Genomic DNA, 23,781 nt, shown 5'->3' on the forward strand with positions numbered 1-23,781 from the left:
CCGGGCATCTCTTCCGGTGAAGCCGACGAACCGGGAGGTTCCGCCGTGCACGGTTCCGCGATGCCCTCTGCCGCCTCCGCCGTCTCCGCCTGGCTGCTCGTGCTGCTGTGCGCGATGAGCGGTACGTACTGTCTGCTGCGGGCGCGCAGAGCCGGCCGGGACAAGCGCGGCGCCGCGGTGGGCGAGGCCGTGATGGGGTTCGGAATGGCCGTGATGGCCGCGCCGCCGGGGACCGGGCCCTGGGGGCCGCGGATCCTGCTGGCCGTGTTCTGCGCGGCGGCGGTGCACGCGCTGTGGCTGCTGCGCGGGGGCGCGCACCACGCCCACCACCTGGTGGGCTCGCTGGCGATGGCGTACATGGCGTGGCCCGCCCTGGCGGCGGCCGCCGGGCACGGCCACGGCCAGGGCCCGGCGGCCGCCCGGGGGCTGCCGCTGGTGACCGGGGCGCTGCTCGTCTACTTCGCGGGGTACGTCCTGCTCGGCGGGGCCCGGCTGGTGGCGGCCGGCGGGGGCGCACGGCCGGTCGCCTCGATGGCGGGCGGCCCGGACCGGACCCTGGCCCGGGACCCGGACCGGGGCCTGAGCGGGGGCCCGGCCGGCGGGCGGGGGGAACTGATCCGGGCCTGCCGACTGGCCATGGGGATGGGGATGTTGGCGATGCTGCTGAGCATGTGACCGGGTGGGGCGGCCGGGGCGAAACGTGTCCTGCGTCACCAATGGCGCGAGCCCGTACCCGGAGGTAGGCCCGCGCTCATAGGCTGGCGGCCATGATGGTCCCCGCCGCACTTCTGCTGCTCGGCGCACTGACCGCTGTGCTCGCTCCCCGTCTGCTGGCCCGGGCCGAGTGGCCCGACCGTGAACCGGTCGTCGCGCTGTGGGTGTGGCAGTGCGTGGTGGGTGCGGTGCTCCTGTGCCTGGCCCTGTCGATGCTGCTGAGCGCGGCCGCCGCCTGGCAGGCGGTCCGGGGACGGCTCTTCGCCTCCGCCCCGCACGGGGTGGCCGACGCCTACGCGCTGGGCGCGGCGGGCGGCCCCTGGGCCGTGGCCACCGCGCTGGCACTGGCGGGCGGCGGGCTGTGGACCGGCGCGATGCTGACCCGGGAGGTGCTGCGGGCGCGGGCCGGGCGCCGCGCCCGGGGGGCCGAACTCCGGGAACGGGCACCGCTGCTGCCGGGCGAGGACCCGGCCGCCGCACGGCTCGTCGTACTGGAGGGCCCCCGGCCCGAGGCCTGGTGGCAGCCCGGGGCGGCCCCGCAGCTGGTGCTCACCACGGCGGCGCTGGGCCGGCTCAAGGGCAGTCAGCTGGACGCCGTCCTGGCGCACGAGCAGGGTCATGTGGCGGCGCGGCACGACTGGTTGCTGCACTGCTCGCGGGCGCTGTCCCAGGGCTTCCCGCAGATCCCGGTGTTCGCGGCGTTCGAGGCCGAGATGCACCGGCTGGTGGAGCTGGCCGCCGACGACGTGGCCTCGCGGCGGTTCGGGCGGCTCACCATCGCGCTGGCCCTGGTCGGGCTCAACGAGGACCGCGGCGTCTTCGGCCCCTGCCCGACCCCGCAGGCCCATGTCCCGCAGCGGGTGCGTCGGCTGCTGTCCGCCGAGCCCCGCCTGTCGCCGGCGCGCCGGCTGCGGCTGACGGCGCTGGCGACGCTGGTGCCGGCGGTGCCGCTGGTGGTGGCCTTCGTACCGGGGCTCAGCGCTCTGACCCAGTGAGCTCGGGGCGGATGCCGCCGACTGCCCCCGCCGAACCAGTGGGAACCCTCCAAGCCCGGCCGGCCATCGTTGTGCCGGTCAAGATCACCGTGCTCCTCCGGACGGCCGCAGACTTGCGGGACGGGACGGGACGGGTCGGGCCCGGCGGCCGCCGCGTCCTTGTCCGTGACCACACCTGACCACGCCTGACCACACCTGGGGGACCACACCATGAGCGAACGCGTCATCGCACCCAAGAGCCGGGGCTTCCTCTTCCTCGACTCCCATCCCGGCGGCTGCCGACAGCTGGTGGACGAGATGTGGCAGGCCGTCCCCGCCCCGGTCACGGCCGGGGGCGAAGGGCCGGTGGCTCTGGTCATCGGCTCGTCCGCCGGGTACGGCCTGGCCGCCACGATCGCGGGCCTGGCCCGTGTCGGCATCCGTGGTATCGGTGTGTGCTTCGAGAAGGCGCCCGCGCGGCGCACCGGCACGGCCGGCTGGTATCGCACCGCCGCCACCGCCCGGCTCGCCCGGGAGCACGGGCGGGACATGGTCTTCCTCAACGGCGATGCGTTCAGCGACACGGTGAAGGAGCAGGTTGCCGACCTCCTGGCCGAGCGGTTCGGGGGACGGCTCGACTTCCTGATCTACTCGGTGGCCGCGCCCCGCCGCACCGACCCGGACACCGGCGACGTGTATACCTCGGTCCTCAAGCCGATCGGCTCGCCCCACACCACCAAGACCCTCGTCTTCGACGAGTCCGGCGCGCCGGAGGTGAAGGAGGTGACCACCGCCCCGGCCGAGGGCGACGACATCGAGCAGACCGTGGAGGTGATGGGCGGCGCCGACTGGGAACGGTGGATCACCTTCCTCGCCGACCGGTCCTTGCTCGCCGACGGCTTCGCCACCGCCGCCCTGTCCTACATCGGCTCGCCGCTCACCGCGGCGATCTACCGGCAGGGCACCATCGGCGCCGCGAAGTCCCATCTGGAAGCCACCGCACGCGCGTTGAACGAGCGCCTCGGCAAGACCGTGGGCGGCCGGGCCGTGACCTCGGTCAACGCCGCTGCCGTGACGCAGTCCTCCACCGCCATCCCCGGCATCGCCCTGTACGTCGGGCTGCTGCGCGGCGTCCTCGGCGACGCCATGGTGGCGCCGATCGGTCAACTGGTGGAGCTGTGGGACCAGCTGACCGGCGCCCGCCCCCTCGACCTCGACGACGAGGGCCGGGTCCGCCTCGACACCTGGGAACTCGACCCCGCCGTGCAGCACGCCGTCGCCGGACGCTGGAGCACCGCCACCAGCGCCACCATCGGCGAACTCGCCGATCTCGACTGGTTCAGCGACGAGGTCCGCCGCCTCTACGGCTTCTCCGTCCCCGGTATCGACTACACCGCCCCCGTCGAAACCGACGTCCCCTGGCCCGCTCCCACCGTCTGACCGAGGACGACGCGCCCATGGCCCGGGTCGCCGGAGTGCCGCGGACGGTGCGAGGATCGCCGGCATGCGGATCAGCCTCGTACGGATCGCCGGGATCGGCTGCGCGCTGCTCGCCGCCGCGCTGACGGCGCTGGTGGTGGCCGGGTGGCAGCCGCTGATTTCGTACGACGGCCTGCTCGCCCGGCACCTGCACGCGCACGCCGTCTCCCACCCCGGGGTCACTCACCTGACGCGGGTGCTTTCCGACTGGGTCTGGGATCCCTGGACCATGCGCGGCCTCGCCGCCGCGGCCTGCCTCGTGCTGTGGTGGCGGGGCGACCGGGCCCGCGCGCTGCGGGTGGCGGCCACGACTCTGACGGCCTCGGCGGTACAGCAGGGGCTCAAGGCGCTGGTGGGCCGGGAGCGCCCGCAGTGGCCGGATCCGGTGGACTCGGCGCAGTACGCGGCCTATCCGTCCGGGCACGCGATGACGGCCACGGTGGTGTGCGGGCTGCTGCTCTGGCTGCTCCCCGGGGAGGGTCGTCGAGGTGGCGCCCCCTGCCCGAAGGGCCCGCCGGACCGGACTTCGCCGACCCGGACCAGGGCGACCGGCGGCCCGAACGCCCTGCTCGGGGCCGCCTGGGCGGTGGCCGCCGTCTCGGTGCTCGGGGTCGGCCTGACCCGGCTCCACCTCGGCGTGCACTGGTTCTCGGACGTCCTCGCGGGCTGGCTGCTGGGCGTGGCCCTGGTCGTGCTCGCGACCTCCCGGTGGCCCGGCGCGGCCCGGCCGCCGCACCGGCCGGACGGCGCGGCGCGGCCGGATCCCGCGTCCCGGCGCCCGCACCGCTCCTCGGCCGCCGGCCCGAGGTGACGGCCGGGACGGTGACGGCCGGAACCGTGCCGACCGGCCTGCCCAATCCCGCCTCTGGCAGGCTGTGATCATGGACGCACCCACCAGAGGCGCCTGGCTGCGCGCCGGAATCAGCCGCGACGGCGGCCCGCTGCACGAGACCGGGCACGTCGTCTGGCTCCAGACCGGCCGCTTCTTCGCCGACAGCCGTGGCTTCGCCGGCACCACCTCCTACGACGGCTCGCAGGTCACCTTCCACCACGAGACCGGCGCTCCCGGGCACGACGTCGGAACCCTGCGCCGCGAGGGCGACGGCATGGTCGAGACCGGCACGAATTCCGACGGCAGCACCTTCCTGGAGGTCTGGACCCCGCTGGGCGGCAGTGAGGGGCCGGCCGGCTCGTGGTGCGCGGGCGGCACCCGAACGGTCCGCGTGGGCAGCCATGTCGTGCACGTGGAGGGCGACGGCACGGGCACGCACCTCGTCCTGCCCGGCCACCACCGCTGACCCCGCCCCTGACCCTGCCCCCACCCCTGTCCTTGCGCCCGCCCCGGACCCGTCCCGCGCGTCGAATGCCCCGGGGCGGCGTACGTTGGAACGAAAGGCAGGGGTGCGGGCGGCAGGAAGGCCGGGGCCCATGGAGAGAACAACCGATTCCTCCGTCGCCGGAAAGATCTCCGGTTTCCTGGAGAGTCCCTTCGTCGGAATCTCCCCCTGGATCGCGTTCTCGCTGCTGGTGGGACCGGGCCGCTTCGAGTGGGCGGTCGGGGTGGCCCTCGCGATCTCCCTCGCGCTCGTGGTGGGTGGGCGGCTGGCCCACCGCGGCTCGTCGTGGAAGATCCTGGAAGTATCCGACCTGGTGTTCTTCGCGATCATGGCGGTGGTGGGGATCTTCGCGAGTCCGGGAACCCTCCGGTGGCTGGAAACGTACGCCGGCGAGGTCTCCAACATCGCCCTGGTCGTCATCGCGTTCGGCTCCATGGCCGTGCGGATGCCGTTCACCCTCCAGTACGCCCGCGAGCAGGTGGATCCGGCCCTGTGGAAGACCCCGGCGTTCATCCGGACGAATTACGTGATCACGGGGGTCTGGGGCCTCGCGTTCCTGGTCGCGGCCATCGCCGGAGCCTACGGCGACCTGGTGCTGCACAACCCCGACAACATCTGGACGGGCTGGATCATCCAGATCCTGGCCATCGTCGCGGCCCTGCGCTTCACCCAGTGGTACCCGGACCTCGTGCGCTCCCGGGCCCGCGAGGACCACCCGCCGCCGCCGCTGTCCGCGCTGCTGCTCCCGCTGGCGGGGCTGCTGGTTCCGGTGGGCATCGCCGTGCTCGTCTTCGACGGGCACCTGTGGTGGCTGGGCGTGGCCCTGATCGTCGTGGGCGGCTGGCTCACGCGGCGGTTCAGCCACAAGGAGGCGCCGGCGGGCGTGCGCGGACGGCACCTGGCCGACTGAACCGACCGGCCTGCCGACGAACGCGCCGGAACACCGGCGAAATGTGCCTGCCCTGGGCGATCCCCCGCGTCGCCCAGAGCAGACGATCCCGTGCGCTGAGTATATTGGCTCAGAGCCAGTCAACGCAGGAGTAAGCATGTCCCCGCGCAGCGCATCGGTCAATGAAGAATTGCGCAGACGTTCCCGGGAGCGCCTGCTGCAGGCGACGGTCGAGCTCGTCGCCGAGCGCGGCTACGAGGCCACCACCCTCGGCGACATCGCCGACCGGGCGGGGGCGGCCCGCGGCCTGGTCTCGTACTACTTCCCCGGCAAGCGGCAGCTGCTGCAGTCCGCCGTGCACCGGCTGATGCACCTGACCCTGGAAGCGGCCCTGGAGCGGGAGCCCCGTACGGACGACGGCCGCGAGCGGCTGGCCCGCGCCATCGACGCGATCCTGGGGCTGGCGCGGGACCGGCCACGGCTGATGCGGACGCACATGGCGGGCATCCTCCAGGCGGACGGGTTCGTACAGTGCGCGGAGCAGCAGCGGCTCGCCGAGCTGCTGCGGGACACCGTCACCCGGTACGGGGCGGCGGACGTGGACACGGACTACCCGCTGCTGCGGGCGCTGCTGATGGGTGCGGTGGTGGCGGTGCTGCTGCCGGGGGCCCCGATGCCGGCGTCCCGGCTGCGGGCCGAGCTCTTCCAGCGGTACGGGCTGGACTGGGAGCTGGGTGTCCCGCCGGACGGCGGACCGCCCGGCGGAACGTTTCCCTCGTCGGACCGTCCGGCCGTCTAGTGGTACTCGGGCTGGGTCTGGACGTTGAGCCGGTCCATCCACACCCACTTGGCGCTCTCGGTGCGCCAGTCGTCGAGCCTCAGTACGTCGAGGCCCTTGACGATGTCGTTCGAGTAGATGTGCCCGTTGTAGTAGTACGCGGACCAGGAGCCGCCGAGTCCGAGCTTGTCGGTGGTCAGCGGGCCGCGTTCGAAGTAGGCGATCTCCTTGGGGCGGGTGGAGTCGGTGAAGTCCCACACCGAGATGCCGCCCTGGTACCAGGCCTGGACCATGACGTCGCGGCCCCCGCCGACCGGGATCAGCGAGCCGTTGTGGGCCACGCAGTTCTCGGTGTCGGCCTGGACGCGCGGGATCTTGAAGTAGCTCTTGAAGACCAGCTTGCGCTGGTCGCCGCGGCCGGTGATCTCGTAGATGCCGTCGGCGCCCCGGTTGGGGCCGGTGGCCTCGTTGCAGGTGGCGCCGCCTCCGCCGCCGAGCTCGTCGGTGAAGACCACCTTGTCCGCGCGCTCGTTGAAGGTGGCCGAGTGCCAGAACGCGAAGTTCACGTTGTCCTGCACCCGGTCGATGACCCGCGGCTGCTCGGGCTTGCTGATGTCGAAGAGGATGCCGTCACCCATGCAGGCGCCGGCGGCCAGGCCCTTCGAGGGGAGCACGGTGATGTCGTGGCAGCCGGTGGTCTTGGACACGCCCGGGTTGGCCGGACCGCCGGGGTTGCCGCCGTCCGGGAAGAGGACCGGGAAGGCGACGACCGAGGCCTGCGTCGGGGCCTTCTTCGGGACCTTGACCACGGAGATGCCGTCGTGCGGCGGCATGCAGTCCGGGAAGGCCTCGTTCGGCGAGTACGAGGAGACGTACAGGTAGAGGTCGCGGCTGCCCGGCACCAGCGTGTGGGTGTGCGAACCGCAGGCGGTCTCGACGGACTTGATGTACTTGGGGTTCTTCTTGTCCTTGATGTCGAAGATCTTGATGCCCTCCCACGAGGACTTCTCCGTCGCGGGCTGCGAGACGCTGTTGCAGGAGTCGTCGCTGCGCGAGGAGTCGGTGGAGAGGAACAGCAGGTCTCCGGAGACGGAGATGTCGTTCTGCCCGCCGGGGCACAGGACCGTCGCGACGGTCTTGGGCGCCTTGGGGTTGCCGATGTCGTAGATGGTGAAGCCGTCGTAGCTGCCCGCGTAGGCGTACTTGCCCTGGAAGGCCAGGTCGGAGTTGATGCCGGCCGGGTAGCTGCTCGGGATGTTCGCGAGGGGTTTGATGTTCCGGCTGTGCACGATCTCGTCCTGGCCCGGGATCTCGCCTGGGGCGAGCTCCCGGTCCCGGGTGAGGTCGGCGCTCTGCCGGTCACCGGCGCCGGGTGCCAAGTCTCCCGGGTCGGGGCTGGCGGCCGCCGGTCCGGCGGTGGCCAGGAGCGTGGCGAGGAGTCCGGCGGCCGCGAGGGCCGTACCGAGGCTCCTGTGCCGCGCTCTGACGGTGCGTGAGGTCACTGTGCCTCCCGTGGGGGCCCGTACGTTCCGCTCTTCCTGGGAACGGAACCTGGACCCCGGCAGTATCTTCCTTTCCATGGACATGGCAAACGCATTAGTCGGCCGATTCCTGGGAGCGGCTCTGGCCGCCGGTCTCCTGTTCACCCTCACCGCCTGCCGGGGCGACGGCGGACCGGAAGGGGCCGACGACGGCAAGCCGGTGGTCGTGGCCCCCGGCAGACCCGGCGAGAAGGCCCGGACGATCTCGCCCGAGCAGGCCGCGAAGGAGCGGCCCGACGACAGCCCCAACGCGGCCGACCAGGCGTACGTGCGGAACATGGTCGAGCACCACCGGCAGGCTCTGCGGATGAGCGCGCTCGCGCCGGAGCGGGCATCGGCCGACGGGGTCAAGCGGGTCGCGGAGCGGATCTCCGCCGCCCAGCAGCCCGAGATCGGGGCGATGGAGAAATGGCTGGCGCGCTACCCCCAGCCGTCCGCCCCGTCCGCCGGATCCGGGGCCCACGACCACGCCGCGATGCCGGGCATGGCCACCGAACAGCAGCTCCAGGAGCTCAGCGGGGCCAGGGGCGCGGACTTCGACCGGCTCTTCCTCAAGCTGATGACCGCCCATCACGAGGGCGCCGTCAAGATGGCCGGCGAGGCGCTGGCCCAGGGCAACAACACCGCCGTCGAGGAGATGGCGACCGAGGTGGTGGCCACCCAGAGCGCCGAGATCCACCGGATGCGCGCGATGGGCTGACGGGCGCCGGGCCCGGTGTCATGCTGGGAGCACCTGCGGGAGGAGCTCCGCCGTGCTTCGTGTCGCCGTCGTCGGTTCGGGCCCCAGCGGGGTCTACGCCGCGCAGACGCTGGTCCAGCAGCGTGAGGTCCCCGGCGTACGGGTCGACGTACTGGACCGGCTGCCGGCGCCGTACGGGCTCGTGCGCTACGGGGTGGCCCCCGACCACGAGAAGATCAAGTCGCTGACCGGAAGTCTGCGCACGGTGCTGGAGGACGAGCGGATCCGCTTCCTCGGCAACGTGGAGGTGGGCGGCCCCGCCCTGCCCACGGCCCGGCTGCTGGAGCTCTACCACGCGGTCGTGTACTGCGTGGGCGCCGCCCGGGACCGGCTGCTGGGGATCCCCGGCGAGGAACTGGCCGGGGTGCACTCCGCGACGGCCTTCGTGTCCTGGTACAGCGGCCATCCGGACGCCGCCGCCTTCGACCTGGGCGGGGTGCGCTCGGCGGTCGTGGTGGGGGCCGGCAACGTCGCGGTGGACGTGACCCGCATCCTCGCCCGCGGCGCGCCCGAGCTGACGCCGACCGACATGCCGCAGCAGGCGCTGGGCGTGCTGGCGGCCAGCGGGGTGCGGGAGGTTTCGATGGTGGCCCGACGCGGGCCCTCCCAGGGCAAGTTCACCACCAAGGAGCTGCGGGAGCTGGGCACCCTGCCGGGGGTGGCCGCGAGGGTGGACCCCGCCGAACTCGCGCTGGACCCGGTGTACGCGGACCCGGGCGCGGCGGCGGCACTGCCCGCGGCGAACCGGCGGAACCTGGAGGTGCTGCGGGCCTGGGCGGAGCCGGCCGACGGGGACGGCCCGGCTCCCGCACCGACGGCGGCGCCGCAACGGAGCATCACGCTGCGGTTCTACCTGCGGCCGGTGGAGGTGCTGGGCGGCCCTGACGGACGGGTCACCGGCATGCGGTTCGAGCGGACCGCCCCGGACGGCGCCGGCGGGGTGACCGGGACGGGCGTGTACGAGGACATCGCCGCCGGGCTGGTGCTGCGCTCGGTGGGGTACCAGGGCGTACCGCTGCCCGGCCTGCCCTTCGACGCCGCGCGGGGCACGGTCCCGCACGCGGCGGGCCGGGTGCTGCGCGCGGGCCGGGCCTCGGTCGGCGAGTACGTGGCGGGCTGGATCAAGCGCGGCCCGACCGGGGTGATCGGCACCAACCGGCCGTGCGCGAAGGAGACGGCGTCCTCGCTGCTCCAGGACGCGGGAGTGCTGGCCCGGCGCGAGCTCCCGGGCGACCCGCTGGACGCCCTGCGGGCGGCGGGTCTGCACCCCGTGGAGTGGCCGGGCTGGCTGGCCATCGAGGTCGCCGAGGCCGACCTGGGGCGCTCGCTGGGCCGCCGCTCGGTCAAGATCCCGGACTGGCAGGGACTCCTGGGCGCGGCGGGCAGCCCGGGGGCATAGCTGGCGGGGCTCCGGCCCCACGGGCCTCAAACCCCGGCTGCTGCGGCTCCCGCGGGCCTCAGACCCCGGCCTGCTCCGGCTCCCGCGGGCCTCAGACCCCGGCCTGCTCCGGCCCCTGCGGGCCTCAGACCCCGGCCTGCTCCGACAGCGCGGGCCGCACCGCGAGCCCGGCCCGGACCGCGCTCTTCAGCCGCGATTCCTCGGCGGCGGCGGCCGTGAGGACGCTGTCCAGGAGACCGGGGAAGAGGACCGCCAGATCGCTGCGGCGCAGGCCGTTCAGCTTGGTGGTGCCCACGTACGTCTGGCGGACCACGCCGCTCTCGCGCAGGACCCGGAAGTGGTGCGTGGTCGTGGACTTGGTGACCGGCAGCACGAAGTGGGAGCAGGCCAGTTCGGTGTCCGAGGAGGCCAGGTCCCGGACGATGGACAGCCGCAGCGGGTCGGAGAGCGCGTGCAGCACGCCCTCCAGCCGGATCTCGGCGAGCTCGGGGTGGGCGAGCGCGCGGGTGGTGTCACGTTCCGCCATGTCCCTGCTCCGCTCACTGGATGGGCGCTCACGCCGTCGGCCGCGACGGCGTCGGCCGTCACGCCATGGTACGAGAGATGTCGTAGGACCGGAGTCGGTCGGCCCGGGCCGTTGCGGCCCGGGCCGGCCGCTTCACCAGGCCCGGTGGTACGGGGAGGGCGTGCGGGGCTCCCCGCCCAGCTCGGACGCCGCGCGGCGGGCCCAGTACGGGTCGCGGAGCAGTTCGCGGCCGAGCAGGACCGCGTCGGCCTCCCCGTTGGCGAGGATCTTCTCGGCCTGGGCCGGCTCGGTGATGAGGCCGACGGCGGCCACCGGCAGGCTGGTCCCCGCCTTGACCCGGGCCGCGAAGGGCACCTGGTAGCCGGGGCCGACCGGGATCTTCGCGTGCGGGGCGAGGCCGCCGGAGGAGACGTCGAGCAGGTCCACGCCGTGCTCCTGGAGCAGCCCGGCCAGCCGGACCGTGTCGTCCGCGGTCCAGCCGGCCTCGTCCAGCCAGTCGGAGGCGGAGATCCGGAAGAGCAGCGGGAGCTCCTCGGGCCACACCGCCCGTACGGCGTCGACGACTTCGAGGGCGAGGCGGGTGCGGTTCTCGAAGGAGCCGCCGTACTCGTCGGTGCGCTTGTTGCTGTACGGGGAGAGGAACTGGCCGATGAGGTAGCCGTGCGCGCCGTGGATCTCCACGACCTCGTAGCCGGCGGCGAGGGCGCGCCGGGCCGCGTCCGCGAACTGCCCCGTGATCTCGTGGATCTCGTCGGCCGTCAGCTCGTGCGGCACCGGATCGCCTTCGTGGAACGGCAGCGGACTCGGTGCGCTCGGCAGCCAGCCGTGCTCCTCGGGCCCGACGGCCCGGCCGCCCCTCCAGGGGCGCTCGGTGGAGGCCTTGCGGCCGGCGTGGCCGATCTGGATTCCGGGGACGGCGCCCTGGGCCTTGAGGAAGGCGGTGATCGGGCGCAGGGCCTCGACCTGGGTGTCGTTCCAGATGCCGAGGTCGTAGGGGGAGATCCGGCCCTCCGGGGAGACGGCGGTGGCCTCCTGGATGATCAGGCCGGTGCCGCCGACCGCGCGGGCCGCGTAGTGCGCGAAGTGCCACTCGTGGGCCACTCCGGCGTTCGGACCGAACGCCTCGGCGCTGTACTGGCACATCGGGGCCATCCACACACGGTTCGGGATGGTCACCGACCGCAGCGTGTAGGGCTGGAAAAGGGCGGCAAACGCAGCGGGGGCAGCACTCATCAGGCTCTCCAGATGTCACCGGACGCTCGCCGAGGTCCGCTCGGCGGCTAAGTACGAGAGTTACCGTACTACGAATTTCCTCGTACTACGAGAGTTCTCGTACAACCGGGGCGTGACGGCGGAACCGCTCGTGTGGGAACAGGGGTCTGCCCGGTCCGGGCGGAGGCCGGGGCTGTCGTTGCGTGCCGTTGTCGGTGGCCGGGTGCAGACTGACCGAAAGCTGCCGTGAAGGACAAAGACGTCCGGAGGTGTCGGCCATGTCCGACGTGCTACTGCTCGCGGGTACCCGCAAGGGGCTCTTCATCGGCCGGCGCAAGGGCGCCGGCCCCTGGGAGTTCGACGGGCCGCACTTCAACGCCCAGGCGGTGTCGGCGGTCGCGATCGACACGCGGGGGGCCGCGCCCCGGCTGCTGGTGGGCGGGGACAGCTCGCACTGGGGGCCCTCCGTCTTCAGCTCCGACGACCTGGGGGCGAGCTGGCACGAGCCCGCCGCGGCCGCCGTGAAGTTCCCGCGGGACACCGGCGCCTCGCTGGAGCGGGTGTGGCAGCTGCATCCGGCCGGACCCGAGGCCCCGGACGTGGTCTACGCGGGCACCGAGCCGGCCGCGCTGTTCCGCTCGGCCGACCGCGGCGAGTCCTTCGAGCTGGTCCGGCCGCTGTGGGAGCACCCGAGCCGCAAGAGCTGGGTGCCGGGCGGCGGCGGTGAGGGCCTGCACACGGTGATCACCGACCCCGCCGACCCGGACGCCGTGACGGTGGCGGTCTCGACCGCCGGGGTGTTCCGGACCAAGGACGGCGGGGCGAGCTGGAGCCCGTCCAACCACGGGGTCTCCGCGGTGTTCCTGCCGGACCCGAACCCGGAGTTCGGCCAGTGCGTGCACAAGATCGCCCAGGACGCCGGGAACACCGACCGGCTGTACCTGCAGAACCACTGGGGGGTCTACCGCAGCGACGACGCGGGCGCCGAGTGGACGGACATCGGCGCCGGGCTGCCGTCCGACTTCGGCTTCGCGGTGGCCGCCCACCCGCACCGGCCGGACACGGCCTACGTCTTCCCGCTGAACGCCGACTCCGACCGGGTCCCGGCCGAGCACCGCTGCCGGGTCTTCCGCACCCGCGACGCGGGGGCCCGCTGGGAGCCCCTGACGCGCGGGCTGCCGGCCGAGGAGCACTACGGGACCGTGCTGCGGGACGCGCTCTGCACGGACGACGCCGACCCGGCGGGCGTCTACTTCGGCAACCGCAACGGCGAGCTGTACGCCAGCCGTGACGACGGGGACAGCTGGCAACTGCTGGCCGGGCACCTGCCGGACGTGCTGTGCGTACGGGCAGCGGTCCTGCGGTGACGGATTGAGCCAGTAGAGTGATCGACCGTGGCAGCACGACCGTTGAACGAGATCGTCGAGCCGGGCTGGGCCCGGGCTCTGGAGCCGGTGGCGGCGCAGATCGCCGCGATGGGCGACTTCCTGCGCGCCGAGATCGCGGCGGGCAGGACGTACGTCCCCGCCGGGGCGAACGTCCTGCGCGCCTTCCAGCAGCCCTTCGACGAGGTGAAGGTGCTGATCGTCGGGCAGGACCCGTACCCCACCCCGGGGCACGCGATGGGCCTGTCCTTCTCGGTGGCGCCCGAGGTGAGCCCGTGGCCGCCCAGCCTGGACAACATCTTCCGCGAGATGCACGCGGACCTCGGGACGGGCCGGCCGCTGAACGGCGACCTGACCCCGTGGACCCGTCAGGGCGTACTGCTGCTGAACCGCTCGCTCACCACCGCCCCCCGCAAGACGGGCGGCCATCGCGGCAAGGGCTGGGAGGCGGTCACCGAGCAGGCCATCCGGGCTCTGGCGGCGCGCGGCAAGCCCCTGGTGTCGGTGCTGTGGGGCCGGGACGCCCGCAACCTGCGGCCGCTGCTGGGCGACCTGCCGGCCGTGGAGTCGGTGCACCCCTCCCCCATGTCCGCGGCCAACGGATTCTTCGGCTCCAGGCCGTTCAGCAGGACGAATGACCTGCTGGTCCAGCAGGGTGCGCAGCCGGTTGACTGGCGTCTGCCGGCCGCCAGTTGATCGGCACAGCCGATCAGTACAGTTGAACCGTATACGACATTCATCGGATAAATACGGACAGAAGCCGCCGGAACCGGCCCTGACCGAACACCCCGTTCCGATAAGCCAGTAGCATGCGGCGCCATGAGCTCCCCCACTGGGCCCGACAATGGCCTGCCCGTACGAAAGCCGCACCGCCCTGCCGGACGGCACCGCCGACCCGAGCCCGCGGTGGCCCCCGAGGGCGCGCCCGCGCTGGTGCTCGCCGTGCCCGGTGCCCCCTCGGCCGCCTCGCGTGGGCTCGCGGAAGAGATCATCAGCATCGGCCGCTCCGAGCTGCCGGGCCTGGACGCCCGAATCGGCTACCTCGAAGGTGACGACACCGAAGGTTCCGAGTTCCCCTCGCTCTCCGGCGTACTGACCGCCGTCGCGCACGAACGCGCCGCCCGTGCGGAGTTCGCCCGCGCCATCGGCCAGGAGGTGCCCGCGCCCACCGGTCCGGACGCCGTGGTCGTGCCCCTGCTGGCCGGCCCCGACGGCGACCTGCTGCGCCGGACCCGCCAGGCGCTGATGGAGTCCTCGGCCGCCGCCGAGCTGGCCGACGTACTCGGTCCGCACCCGCTGCTCGCCGAGGGCCTGCACGTCCGGCTGTCGGAGGCCGGGCTGGCCCGCGCCGACCGGGCCCGGCTGTTCACGGTGACCACGGCCGCCGACGGCATCATCCTGGCCACCACCGGCGGCGAGGAGGCCGTCCAGGCCGCCGGGATCTCCGGCATGCTGCTCGCCGCCCGCCTCGCGGTGCCGGTGAAGGCCGCGGCGCTGGACCAGGAGGGCTCGGTGGCGGCGATCGCCGAGCAGCTGCGCGCCGAGGGCTCGACGCAGCTCGCGCTGGCCCCGTACCTGATCGGCCCGGAGGCGGCCGAGGGACTGCTGGACACGGCCTGCAAGGAGGCCGACTGCGCCACCGCCGACGTGCTCGGGGCCTACCCGGCGCTCGGCAAGCTGGCCGTCACCCAGTACAGCGCGGCGCTGGGGATCAGCCTGGCCGCCGGCGCGCACTGACCGACCGCACGCGCACGGGAGGGCCCGCACACCGGAGTTCCGGGGCGCGGGCCCTCCCGTATGCGCGGCCGGTACGCCGGTACGTCGGTACGCCGGTCGCCGGCCGGCGACCGGCGGCCGGCTCAGCCGAAGACCACGCAGGTGGCGGCGGGCACCGCGACCGAGCCGGCCCGGTGCGGCTCCCCGGTCAGCGGGTCCACGTCGAACCAGGTGACGTCCCCGGAGCGCTCGTTGGCCGCGTACAGCCTGCGTCCCGCGGGATCGGCGGCCAGGTCGCGCGGCCAGTTCCCGCCGCACGGGACGGTGCCGGTGAGCTGCGGCTTCTCGGCTCCCGCGGCGAGCGAGAAGGTGACCAGGGTGTCCGTGCCGCGCACCGCCGCCCAGAGGAAACGCCCGTCGGGCGAGGCGACCACGGCCGAGGGATAGGCCCGCACGGCGCCTGAAGGGCCCCCGGAGCCGACCGGAACCTCGGCGACCGGTTCCAGTTGCCCGGATGCCGCGTTCCACCGGCAGACGGTCAGCTGCGGCTCCAGCTCGTGCAGTACGTAGACCACCGCCCCCTCCGGGTGGAAGGCGAGGTGGCGCGGACCCGTCCCGGCGCGCAGCGCGGCCTCGGCGTGCGGCCGCAGCTCCCCGGTGGCCGGGTCGAGCACGCAGACCCGTACGGAATCGGTGCCCAGGTCCACGCTGAGCACCCAGCGGCCGGTGGGGTCGGGCAGCACCTGGTGCGCGTGCGGGGCCTCCTGCCGGTCGGGGTCGGGCCCCGATCCACGGTGGGCGAGGACGGTGGCGGGCCCGCCGACTCGGCCGTCGGCGGTGAGCGGCAGGCTGCTGACCCCGCCCGAGGTGTAGTTGGCGGTCAGCAGCCGCCGGCCGACGACGCTGAGGTGGGTGGGGCCGGAGCCGCCGACGCCGACGGCCGGGCCCAGCGGGGCGAGCCCGTCCGCGGTGGCACCGAAGGCGCCGACCGCGCCCCGGCCGGTCTCGCTGACGGCGTAGAGCACCCCGGTCTCCCCCGCGAGGGCGAGGTACGAGGGGTCCGCGACGGCGGCGGTGGCCGAGAGCGGGGTCAGCGCCCCGGTGAGCGGATCCACGGCCGCGGTGGTGACACCGCGGCCGCCCCCCGAGGTGAACGAGCCGATGTAGGCCCGGTGTCCGCCGCTTTGGTCCGTGCTGAGCGCGCCGTCCACCGGTGCCTCTTTTCCGCCGTTCCGGATCCGTCCGGATCCGACGGTAACAGAAGGTCTAGACCAAGTCCCGTCCCTGGGCGCGTTCCTGGGCACCGGAATGGTGCACGTACGCCGTCGCGCTCGGCCGGTCCTCGTACGTCCGGTGGAACACCGGGGTGGCGCAGCCGGAGATCGGGGGCACGATCCAGGACCAGTCGGCCCCCACCTGACGGCCCTTGCGTTCCTCCCGGTCCAGGTGCGACAGGAAGCGCCGGGACTCGGTGTGGTGGTCGGCGATGGTCACCCCGGCCCGGTCGAAGGAGTCCAGCACCGCCCGGTTGAGCTCGACGAGCGCGCGGTCCTTCCAGAGCGAGCGGTCGGTGGAGGTGTCCAGCCCGAGTCTGCGGGCGACGGCGGGGAGCAGGTTGTAGCGGTCGGTGTCGGCGAGGTTGCGGGCGCCGATCTCGGTGCCCATGTACCAGCCGTTGAACGGGGCGGCGGGGTAGTGGATGCCGCCGACCTCCAGGCACATGTTGGAGATGGCGGGAACGGCGTGCCAGCGCAGACCCCAGTCCGCCCAGTCGTCGGCGTCGTCGGGGTGCCTGATCGGGACCTCCAGCACGGCGTCGGCCGGGGTGTCGAACCAGCGCGGCTTGTCGTCCACGCCCTGGACCACGAGCGGCAGGAGGTCGAAGGGGGTGCCCGGGCCGCCGGACCAGCCGAGGCCCAGCAGCGCGCCGGTGAGGGCGGCGTTGCGGGCGTCGCCGACGGTTATGGAGGGGTGGTCGCCATAGCCGGCGTACCGGACCAGCTGCTCGCTCCAGATCAGCGGGCCGGGGCGGCCCGGGGCGTCCGGGGCGAACACGGTGATGGTGGGCCGGACGCGCCCGCCGTTGGTGGCCTCGCGCAGGTGCGCGAAGCACTCCCCGGCGATGTCCTCGGCCTCGGTCAGCTCGCGGCGGTCGCGGACGCGCAGCGAGTTCCAGTAGAGCCTGCCTATGCAGCGGTTGCTGTTGCGCCAGGCCACGCGGGCCCCGTGGACCAGTTCCTGCCGGGTGTGCCGGTAGGTGCCGGTCCCGGCGAGCTCGGCCCGTACGGCGGCGAGCCGGGCACGCGGATCACCGGCTTCCGGATTCTCCCGGTGGAAGAGTCGGATGAACTCCTCGGCCGCTTCCCACACCTGTGCGGTGCTCGAGCGCTGTTGAAGAATTTCCATTACGGGCGGTTACCCCCTGTCCGACCAGATCCACCCTGTACATGCCGGATGAATGTGCAATGAACAATCACCCGTTGTACATGTCGCTGGTCAGCGGCGCGTCTCAGCCGCATCCGGAACACCCCTCCGAGTGATCTTCGACGGTTGCCCTGCGGACGGGACCCGAGTCGGCGTAATATCCGGCCGTCGCCCAGGAGTTCGGAAATTTCCGGCCACCCGGGGTTCGGGGTCACGGCTCGATGAGGCCGTCGGCGCTCCGCGCCAGGGCTACGGCCTCGGCTCCATCGGCGGCCTCGGCGACGACCGTGAGGTCCGGTCCGGCGTCGGACCGCCCGCACTGCTGCGGGTCGCAGATTCCCACCGACGGGACGCACGGGCCGCAACCCGGCCGGGCTGCTCGGCTTCGCCCTGAACGCGGTACCCAGCGCCGCCGCGGCCGTGCTCATGGGCTGGGGGCCGGTCGATCCATCGTGATCGCCGGGCCGGCCGTCACCGCGGGCATCGAGCCGGCGCTCGGCCCGCCGGCGACCGCGTACGTCCTCGGACCGCTCACCGCCCGCTGCACCGAGCCCTTGGCCGCCTGCGTCACCTGGTGGCTCGGGAGGCCGGGGCCGCGGCGCTTGGCCGCCGGCGTCGCCGGGTGGCGCGGGAGGCCGGGGCGGCGGCCGGCCGTGATTCCCGCCCCGGCGGGGGCCCTGGGGCCCGGACCGGAGCGGGATCCGGCCGGGCGTACCTGAGGGGCGCCCGGCGCGGCTCAGGCGCCGACCAGGGGGGTCCGGGCGGGGGTGCGCAGGGGGGCGTCGAGCTGGGTCAGGAGCCGCTCCAGGCCGTGCAGGTGCGCGAGCGCGGGCTCGGCGGCGTGCGCTTCGGGGGCCGGGGCGGTGGAAGGCCTGCCGCCGGTCCCGGGCGCCGCCTCGGGCGAGGTCAGCGCCTCCACCGCCGCCTCGACGCGCCAGCAGGCCGCCGCGAGCCGGGCGTCGTGGCTGGCGTCCGGGTCGGCGGCCACGGCCACCAGGCCGCGCACCTCCCCCGCGCACTCGTCGAGCAGGGCCAGTACGCGGCGCGCGCGGGCCTTGCGGGCCCGGTAGGGGCTGAGCGGATGCACCAGCGGGGCCAGGGAGAGCCGTACCCGTGCCAACAGCAGCTCCAGTTCGGCGGCGTGCGGGGCGGGGTCCGCGACGGGAGAGCCGGCGAGCCGGGCGGCGGCCTCGGCGGTGCACGTGCGGACGCAGAGCAGGGCGCGCTGGATCCAGGCGTCGTTCGTCGCGTGGGTGGTGACGGGCAGGACGAGGATCACGGCCAGTGCGGCGCACGTCGCGCCGACGGCCGTCTCCTGGAAGCGCAGCACGAGCAGGGCGGGGTCCAGGACCCCGAGGAGGCCGTAGAGCAGTCCCGCCATCACCGTCACGGCGAACATCATCCAGCTGTACGAGACGGGCGCGGTGTAGAAGATCCCGAAGACGCACACGGCGACCAGTACGGCGGTCGGCGCGGGCGCGCCGTCCAGCGGAATGGCGATCAGCAGGCCGGCGCCGATCCCGATGACGGTGCCGAGGACCCGGCGGAAGCCGCGGACCAGGGTCTCCCCGCGCGAGGCGGTGTTGACGAAGATCCACCAGACCGTGCCGACGGCCCAGTACCAGCGGTCCTCGGAGAGCACCTGGCCCACTCCGAGCGCGACGGCGCAGGCGGCGGTGGCCTGGAGGGCCTGCCGGGTGGTGGTCCGCGCCAGGCCGGTGCCCGGCAGACCGGGCGGCGTGGCGGCGGGGGGCGTACGGCGTTCGATCGGCCAGAGCACGAACCGCACCGTGCCGGCCGCGAGCAGCGCCAGCCCGACGGCGGCGAACAGCTCGGGCAGCTGGGCGGGGACGGCGTGCAGGAACTGCGTGGTGAAGAAGCTCATGAAGGCGAAGACGCCGAGCGCGTGGCCGCGCGGGCCCCAGCGGCGTGCGTAGACGCCGACGAGGACGACGGCGAGGAAGGCGGTGTCCCGGGCGAGGGGCGTTCCGTGCAGGGTGGTGGCCAGGGCCAGGACGGGGAAGCCGGCGAGGGGCAGCAGGGCGGTGGTCACCCGCTGGGCGCGCACGGTGGCGTCGAGGACGGTGAAGAGGGCCAGCAGGGCCGCCAGTCCCCCCGTGATGGAGGCGGTGAGGGAGAGCCCGGCCACTTCGGCCGAGGCGACGGCGAGCGCGATGCCGAGCACCGCGCGCAGCGAGTTCCTGAGTCTGGTACGCCCCGGATCCGGAGCTACGAACATCCTCTTCACGGCGGTGTGCCGCCCCCCTTGCGATGGCGCACGCCGGGCCGGCGGCCGCCCGGGGGTGGTGGGCGGTGTGCAGGCACGGCGAAGGCGCCACGGTCCGGACCGGCCTCGTTGCCGTCCGGCGCTGCGTGGCGCCGTAAGTACATGGATAGGGCACAGATAACCATCTGCGGGCCCACTGGCTCAACACACGAGCGGATGACTGGGCCATTGGCACACACAAATGCCGCGATCTTCGGCCGGATGCGGGCCAACAGGCCACTGTCCGGTGCGGGCCAGGCCGTCTCACGGCTAGGTGTTGCGACCCGTGGGGCTCGGATACGTGCGGGACTGCTTCACGCTGCCGTACGCGAAGCTCGACTCGATCGAGGCGATGCCGGGAATGGCGTGGATGCGGTCGCGCACCAGCGCCTCGTACGCCTGGAGGCTCTCGATGACGACCCGGAGCAGGTAGTCGCTGCTGCCCGCCATCAGGTAGCAGTCCTGGATGTGCTCGATCCCCGCGACGTGTTCCTCGAAGACCCTGACGGCCTCGCCGGTGTGGCGTTCCAGCCGTATCCGGACGAAGACGGTGATGGGGAGTCCGAAGCGGACCTGGTCGACCATGGCCGTGTAGCCCCGGATGAGGCCGGCCTCCTCCAGCCGCCGGACCCGGCGCAGGCAGGGCGAGGGGGACAGCCGGACCCGGTCGGCGAGGTCCTGGTTGGACAGCCGTCCGTCGGCCTGCAACTCGCGGATGATCTGCAGATCGACTGCGTCCATCGGTGCTCCTTGGCAGATTCTGCCCCCAAGCTATGCCGGAGAGGCAGAACTGGCAATCGTCTGCCCCGGGGAAAGCCCTAGCGTTGCCTCATGGCCGGATCCGGCCCCTGAGGCTGGAGGAAACCCCCCTTGGTCACGCAGAGCACCCCGCCCGCGACGGCGCCCCCGCACGGGCCGGCCGCGGGCCGCCGCCGGCTCTCGCCGCAGGCGGAAGGCATGCTGGCGCTGGTGGTCACGGTGCTGATCTGGGCGGCCTTCGCGCTCAGCGCCCGGGCCCTGAGCGCCTCCTCCCTGCTGCCCGCCGACGCGGCGCTGCTGCGGTTCGGCGTCCCGGTCGTCGTCCTGGCTCCCGCGCTGTGGCGGCGTCGCCGGCGGATCGCGGCGGTGCGCCCGGCAGCCGCCGCGAAGATCATCTGCGGGGCGGGGGTGCCGTTCTTCCTGGCGGCGATGCAGGGCGGCTCGCTCACCTCGGCCGCGTTCGTCGGCTCGATCGTGCCCGGGATGGTCCCGCTGTTCGTCTCCGGCCTCATGGTCGCGGGCGGGCGCGGCGCGCCCCGGGGGACGCAGGCGGCCGGCCTCGCGCTGATCGCGTCCGGTGTCCTCGCCCTGGTCTGGCGGCACGTCGTCCCGCTGCACACGGACGTGCTGGGCGGCGCCGGGCTGCTGCTGGTCGCCAGCGGGCTGTGGGCCCTGTACACGGTGGGGCTCAAGGAGGTGGACCTCGATCCCGTCGGGTCGATCGGGCTGCTGTGCCTGCCGTCGGTCACGGTGATGGCGCTCCTGGTCCTCACCGGGGTGCTGCCCACCGGCTTCGCGTCCGCGGCCGGCAGCGACGTCCTGCTGTTCCTGGTGGTGCAGGGCCTCGGGGTCGGACTGTGCGCCGGCCTGCTGTACGCGTTCGCCATCCGCCGGCTCGGCGCGGAGCGCAGCTCCGTCGTCGGGAGCCTGAGCCCGGTCGCCGTCGTCCTGCTCGCCATACCCCTGCTCGGTGAGTCGCCGACCCTCGCCGTGCTCGTCGGCGTACCCCTCATCACCGCCGGCGTCGTGCTCGCCAACCGCCGTCCCCGCCCCCGCCCCAGCCCCAGCCCCCACCCCCGATCCCTGCCCGAGGTCCCCGCAGATGCTTGAGCTCCTCCTGCCGCCCCCCGTCGACCCGCTCTGGGACCTGACCGAGGCGTTCGGCGCCGACGCACGGCCCGAGCGGCTGAACCTCGTCCTCGGCGTGTACCGCGACCAGACGGGCGGCACGCCGGTGATGGCGGCCGTGCGCGAGGCGGAGATACGCCTGGCGGAACGTTCCGCCTCGAAGGAGTACCGCGGGCTGTCCGGGAACGCCGCCTTCAACCGCGCGATGCTGTCGCTGGTGCTGGGGTCCGGGTCCGGGTCCGGGGCCGGACCGGCCGAGCGGGCCGTGGCGGTCCAGACCGTGGCGGGCAGCGGCGCCCTGCGGCTGCTGGCCGACCTGATCTGCCGGACCCGCCCCGGCACCACGGTGTGGATCAGCGATCCGGCCTACGTCAACCACCGGCCCATCCTGGAGGCGGCCGGCCTGACCGTGCGGACGTACGCCTGGGCCGACGCCGAGGGCCGCCCCGACACGGCGGGCATGCTCCGGGACCTGGCCGGCGCGCGCCGCGACGACGTCGTCCTGATCCAGGGCTGCTGCCACAACCCCACCGGCGTCGACCCCTCCGCCGAGGCCTGGGAGGAACTGGCCGGGCTCGCGGTGCACGCCGGCTGGGTTCCGTTCGTCGATCTGGCGTACCACGGCCTCGGCGACGGGCTGGAGGCGGACCTGGCCCCGACGCGGATGCTCGCGGAGCGGGTGCCGGAGATGCTCATCGCCATCAGCTGCTCGAAGAACTTCGGCCTCTACAGCGACCGCACGGGCTGCGCGGTGGTCATCGGCGCCTCCCGCGAGTCGCTGCGGCACGCCGAGACGGCGCTGCAGAACGCCGCGCGCACCCTCTACTCGATGCCTCCGGAGCACGGGGCCGCCATCGTCACGGCCGTCCTGGAGGACGACGGACTGCGGGCCGCCTGGCAGGCCGAGCTGGATGCCATGCGGGTCCGGATCACGGACAACCGGCGCGACCTGGTCTCGGGCCTCGGCGCCCTGGGCTGGGGCCCGCAGGCGGATGTGCTCGCTCGGCAGAAGGGGATGTTCTCGATGCTGCCGCTCAGCCCGCGGCAGATGCTCCGGCTGCGCAGCCGGTTCGCCATCTACGGCACGACCTCGGGGCGGATCAACATCGCGGGCATCCCGGCGCACCGGGTGCCCTGCCTGGCGCAGGGCATCGCGGCGGTCCTGGCCGAGCCGGAGGCCTGAGGTCCGGAGCCGCCGGGCCCCAAGGGCTGTCCGTAGGTGTCAGGCCGGGCAGGCCGGGCAGGCCGGGCGGTCTGACCGGCCTGACACCCGGCCTAGGACCCGCCGACGTGCTCGATGGCCACCATCGCCGCGTCGTCCCCCAGGCTGCCGCCCGGGGCGTACCTGAGCAGGTCCGCGCACAGGTGGCGCAGCAGGGCGTCCGGGCCGTCGCCGGGCCAGTCGGCCGCCCGGTCCGCGAGCGGGTAGAAGGCGCCGGACGCGTCGCGCGCCTCGATGACCCCGTCCGTGTACAGCAGAAGCAGGTCACCGGGCTCGAAGGAGAAGGGCTGCGCGGTGGGGCCGGCGTCCGCGAACTCCGAGAGGCCCAGGGGCGGCGCCGGGTGGGCCACCTCCAGCGGGAGGACCCGGCCGCCGCGCAGCAGGAGGGGCGGCGGGTGCCCGCAGCTGATGAGCTCCAGGACCGTCCCCCGGTCGGGGATGTCGAGCACAGCAGCGGTGGTGAACCCCTCCGCCGGGGGCCGGTCGGGCGTTGCCGGGCCCTCCTCCGTGTCGGCGGCGACGGCCGCCTCCAGGTGGGCGACGAGCTCCGGCAGGCCGGCCTCCCGGTGGGCGGCGGCGCGGAAGGCGCCGAGGACGATGGCCGCCTCCCCCACGGCTTCCAGGCCCTTGCCGCGGACGTCCCCGATGATCAGCCGGGTGCCGTGCCGGGTCCGTGCGGCGGCGTACAGGTCGCCGCCGATCTGGGCCTCCGCCTCGGCCGCCAGGTAGACGGCGGCCACCCGCAGCGGGCCCATCCGCTCGCGCAGCGGCCGGAGCACCACCTGCTGCGCGGCTTCGGCCACCGACCGCAGCTGGCTGACCTGCGCCTCGTGCACCTCCCTCAGGTGGGCGAAGAAGGTCACGAACGCCGAGATCAGGACCAGCGCGATGATCTGGAAGGTGTGGTTGAGGTCGGTCAGGCTGGTCCGCGCGAGGGCGACGACCACCTGGGCGAGCACCGCGACCGCGCCGACGAAGCCCGTCATCCGGGGCCCTGCGAAGGAGGCGGTGAGCGCCGGGGCGGCGACCAGGAAGGGGCCCAGGTGGACATCGGGCGGCGCCAGTACGTCGACCACGGTGACGCTCGCGATCAGCGCGAAGGGGACCGCCAGCAGGGCGACGCGCGGTTCACCGGACCGGCGGGTGCGTGGGTGCGGCGGCCGATGGTCCATGTCTCCTGGATACACCGGGCCTCCTCTTCGCGCGCAGTGGCGCGCGGTGGCGCGCGCACGCGGACGGGCGGCGCCGGCCCCGGCCGTGTGGCCGGGGCCGACGCCGCCCGCAAGGAGGTTC

At 73.9% G+C, this 23,781-nt stretch carries 23 protein-coding genes and 1 pseudogene; 15 read left to right on the forward strand and 9 right to left on the reverse strand.

Annotation, left to right across the window (positions count from 1 at the left end; all coding sequences use genetic code 11):
* The first annotated feature begins 60 nt into the window (after positions 1–60).
* The 7 genes from ACZ4TG_RS32695 to ACZ4TG_RS32725 all read left to right on the forward strand — a co-directional run bounded on the left by ACZ4TG_RS32695 (position 61) and on the right by ACZ4TG_RS32725 (position 6,192).
* The gene (locus ACZ4TG_RS32695; RefSeq protein WP_468170016.1) at positions 61–675 is read left to right on the forward strand and encodes a DUF5134 domain-containing protein; all 615 of its coding nucleotides are present in this window, start codon (positions 61–63) and stop codon (positions 673–675) included.
* A gap of 92 nt (positions 676–767) precedes the next feature.
* The gene (locus tag ACZ4TG_RS32700) at positions 768–1,709 is read left to right on the forward strand and encodes a M56 family metallopeptidase (RefSeq protein ID WP_468170019.1); all 942 of its coding nucleotides are present in this window, start codon (positions 768–770) and stop codon (positions 1,707–1,709) included.
* Between the two features lie 210 nt (positions 1,710–1,919).
* A complete protein-coding gene (fabV, locus tag ACZ4TG_RS32705; protein ID WP_468170022.1) occupies positions 1,920–3,128 on the forward strand; it encodes an enoyl-[acyl-carrier-protein] reductase FabV in 1,209 nt (402 codons plus the stop codon).
* Positions 3,129–3,192: 64 nt separating this feature from the next.
* Entirely contained in the window at positions 3,193–3,978 is a 786-nt protein-coding gene (locus ACZ4TG_RS32710; RefSeq protein ID WP_468170023.1) for a phosphatase PAP2 family protein, read from the forward strand.
* 70 nt (positions 3,979–4,048) lie between these two features.
* Entirely contained in the window at positions 4,049–4,465 is a 417-nt protein-coding gene (locus ACZ4TG_RS32715) for a hypothetical protein (protein WP_468170026.1), read from the forward strand.
* A gap of 130 nt (positions 4,466–4,595) precedes the next feature.
* Complete coding sequence (locus ACZ4TG_RS32720) at positions 4,596–5,414, forward strand: hypothetical protein (protein ID WP_468170029.1); 819 nt, start codon at positions 4,596–4,598, stop codon at positions 5,412–5,414.
* 136 nt (positions 5,415–5,550) lie between these two features.
* The gene (locus tag ACZ4TG_RS32725) at positions 5,551–6,192 is read left to right on the forward strand and encodes a TetR/AcrR family transcriptional regulator (protein ID WP_468170032.1); all 642 of its coding nucleotides are present in this window, start codon (positions 5,551–5,553) and stop codon (positions 6,190–6,192) included.
* Here the strand turns inward: ACZ4TG_RS32725 and ACZ4TG_RS32730 are convergent.
* Positions 6,189–7,673, reverse strand: coding sequence for an LVIVD repeat-containing protein (locus ACZ4TG_RS32730; protein WP_468170035.1), 1,485 nt, complete (start codon positions 7,671–7,673; stop codon positions 6,189–6,191). The genes ACZ4TG_RS32725 and ACZ4TG_RS32730 overlap by 4 nt on opposite strands.
* Before the next feature lie 76 nt (positions 7,674–7,749).
* Between ACZ4TG_RS32730 and ACZ4TG_RS32735 the strand changes: the two genes are divergently transcribed.
* Entirely contained in the window at positions 7,750–8,412 is a 663-nt protein-coding gene (locus tag ACZ4TG_RS32735) for a DUF305 domain-containing protein (RefSeq protein ID WP_468170038.1), read from the forward strand.
* A gap of 52 nt (positions 8,413–8,464) precedes the next feature.
* Positions 8,465–9,850 carry an FAD-dependent oxidoreductase gene (locus tag ACZ4TG_RS32740; protein WP_468170041.1) on the forward strand — a complete coding sequence of 462 codons (1,386 nt, stop codon included), beginning with the start codon at positions 8,465–8,467 and terminating at the stop codon, positions 9,848–9,850.
* 124 nt (positions 9,851–9,974) lie between these two features.
* Here the strand turns inward: ACZ4TG_RS32740 and ACZ4TG_RS32745 are convergent, their stop codons facing one another.
* Together ACZ4TG_RS32745 and ACZ4TG_RS32750 are read right to left on the reverse strand one after the other, a co-directional pair.
* Positions 9,975–10,376, reverse strand: a complete 402-nt coding sequence (locus ACZ4TG_RS32745; RefSeq protein ID WP_468170043.1) for an ArsR/SmtB family transcription factor — start codon at positions 10,374–10,376, stop codon at positions 9,975–9,977.
* A gap of 132 nt (positions 10,377–10,508) precedes the next feature.
* On the reverse strand, positions 10,509–11,609 hold the full coding sequence (locus tag ACZ4TG_RS32750) for an NADH:flavin oxidoreductase/NADH oxidase (protein WP_468170046.1): 1,101 nt from the start codon (positions 11,607–11,609) through the stop codon (positions 10,509–10,511).
* 257 nt (positions 11,610–11,866) lie between these two features.
* Here ACZ4TG_RS32750 and ACZ4TG_RS32755 point away from each other — a divergent pair, with 257 nt between their 5' ends.
* The 3 genes from ACZ4TG_RS32755 (at position 11,867) to ACZ4TG_RS32765 (ending at position 14,710) form a co-directional block, all read left to right on the forward strand.
* Positions 11,867–12,955 (forward strand): WD40/YVTN/BNR-like repeat-containing protein, encoded by a 1,089-nt coding sequence (locus tag ACZ4TG_RS32755; RefSeq protein ID WP_468170049.1) that lies wholly within the window; start codon positions 11,867–11,869, stop codon positions 12,953–12,955.
* A 27-nt stretch (positions 12,956–12,982) separates the two neighbouring features.
* A complete protein-coding gene (locus tag ACZ4TG_RS32760) occupies positions 12,983–13,669 on the forward strand; it encodes a uracil-DNA glycosylase (RefSeq protein ID WP_468170052.1) in 687 nt (228 codons plus the stop codon).
* A 123-nt stretch (positions 13,670–13,792) separates the two neighbouring features.
* A complete protein-coding gene (locus ACZ4TG_RS32765) occupies positions 13,793–14,710 on the forward strand; it encodes a sirohydrochlorin chelatase (protein WP_468170055.1) in 918 nt (305 codons plus the stop codon).
* Positions 14,711–14,832: 122 nt separating this feature from the next.
* Here ACZ4TG_RS32765 and ACZ4TG_RS32770 read toward each other — a convergent pair whose 3' ends face one another.
* From ACZ4TG_RS32770 to ACZ4TG_RS32780, 3 genes are all read right to left on the reverse strand, one after another.
* Complete coding sequence (locus ACZ4TG_RS32770) at positions 14,833–15,900, reverse strand: lactonase family protein (protein ID WP_468170058.1); 1,068 nt, start codon at positions 15,898–15,900, stop codon at positions 14,833–14,835.
* A 55-nt stretch (positions 15,901–15,955) separates the two neighbouring features.
* Positions 15,956–17,095, reverse strand: a complete 1,140-nt coding sequence (locus ACZ4TG_RS32775; protein ID WP_468170061.1) for a nitric oxide synthase oxygenase — start codon at positions 17,093–17,095, stop codon at positions 15,956–15,958.
* Between the two features lie 229 nt (positions 17,096–17,324).
* Positions 17,325–17,456: a hypothetical protein gene (locus tag ACZ4TG_RS32780; protein ID WP_468170378.1), complete on the reverse strand. Its 132-nt coding sequence runs from the start codon at positions 17,454–17,456 to the stop codon at positions 17,325–17,327.
* 70 nt (positions 17,457–17,526) lie between these two features.
* Between ACZ4TG_RS32780 and ACZ4TG_RS32785 the strand changes: the two are divergent.
* Positions 17,527–17,832, forward strand: a pseudogene (locus tag ACZ4TG_RS32785) (cation:proton antiporter); the annotation flags it as partial.
* Positions 17,833–17,849: 17 nt separating this feature from the next.
* Here ACZ4TG_RS32785 and ACZ4TG_RS32790 read toward each other — a convergent pair.
* Both ACZ4TG_RS32790 and ACZ4TG_RS32795 read right to left on the reverse strand, forming a co-directional pair.
* Entirely contained in the window at positions 17,850–19,352 is a 1,503-nt protein-coding gene (locus ACZ4TG_RS32790) for an FUSC family protein (protein WP_468170064.1), read from the reverse strand.
* Between the two features lie 297 nt (positions 19,353–19,649).
* Positions 19,650–20,120 carry an Lrp/AsnC family transcriptional regulator gene (locus ACZ4TG_RS32795; protein ID WP_468170067.1) on the reverse strand — a complete coding sequence of 157 codons (471 nt, stop codon included), beginning with the start codon at positions 20,118–20,120 and terminating at the stop codon, positions 19,650–19,652.
* A gap of 129 nt (positions 20,121–20,249) precedes the next feature.
* Between ACZ4TG_RS32795 and ACZ4TG_RS32800 the strand changes: the two genes are divergently transcribed.
* A complete protein-coding gene (locus ACZ4TG_RS32800) occupies positions 20,250–21,248 on the forward strand; it encodes a DMT family transporter (RefSeq protein ID WP_468170070.1) in 999 nt (332 codons plus the stop codon).
* On the forward strand, positions 21,241–22,449 hold the full coding sequence (locus ACZ4TG_RS32805; RefSeq protein ID WP_468170073.1) for an amino acid aminotransferase: 1,209 nt from the start codon (positions 21,241–21,243) through the stop codon (positions 22,447–22,449). The genes ACZ4TG_RS32800 and ACZ4TG_RS32805 overlap by 8 nt, the downstream gene beginning before the upstream one ends.
* A gap of 92 nt (positions 22,450–22,541) precedes the next feature.
* Here ACZ4TG_RS32805 and ACZ4TG_RS32810 read toward each other — a convergent pair whose 3' ends face one another.
* Positions 22,542–23,660 carry a PP2C family protein-serine/threonine phosphatase gene (locus ACZ4TG_RS32810; protein WP_468170076.1) on the reverse strand — a complete coding sequence of 373 codons (1,119 nt, stop codon included), beginning with the start codon at positions 23,658–23,660 and terminating at the stop codon, positions 22,542–22,544.
* Positions 23,661–23,781: the final 121 nt, after the last annotated feature.

The sequence above is a fragment of the Streptomyces sp. NPDC028314 genome (assembly GCF_055565795.1).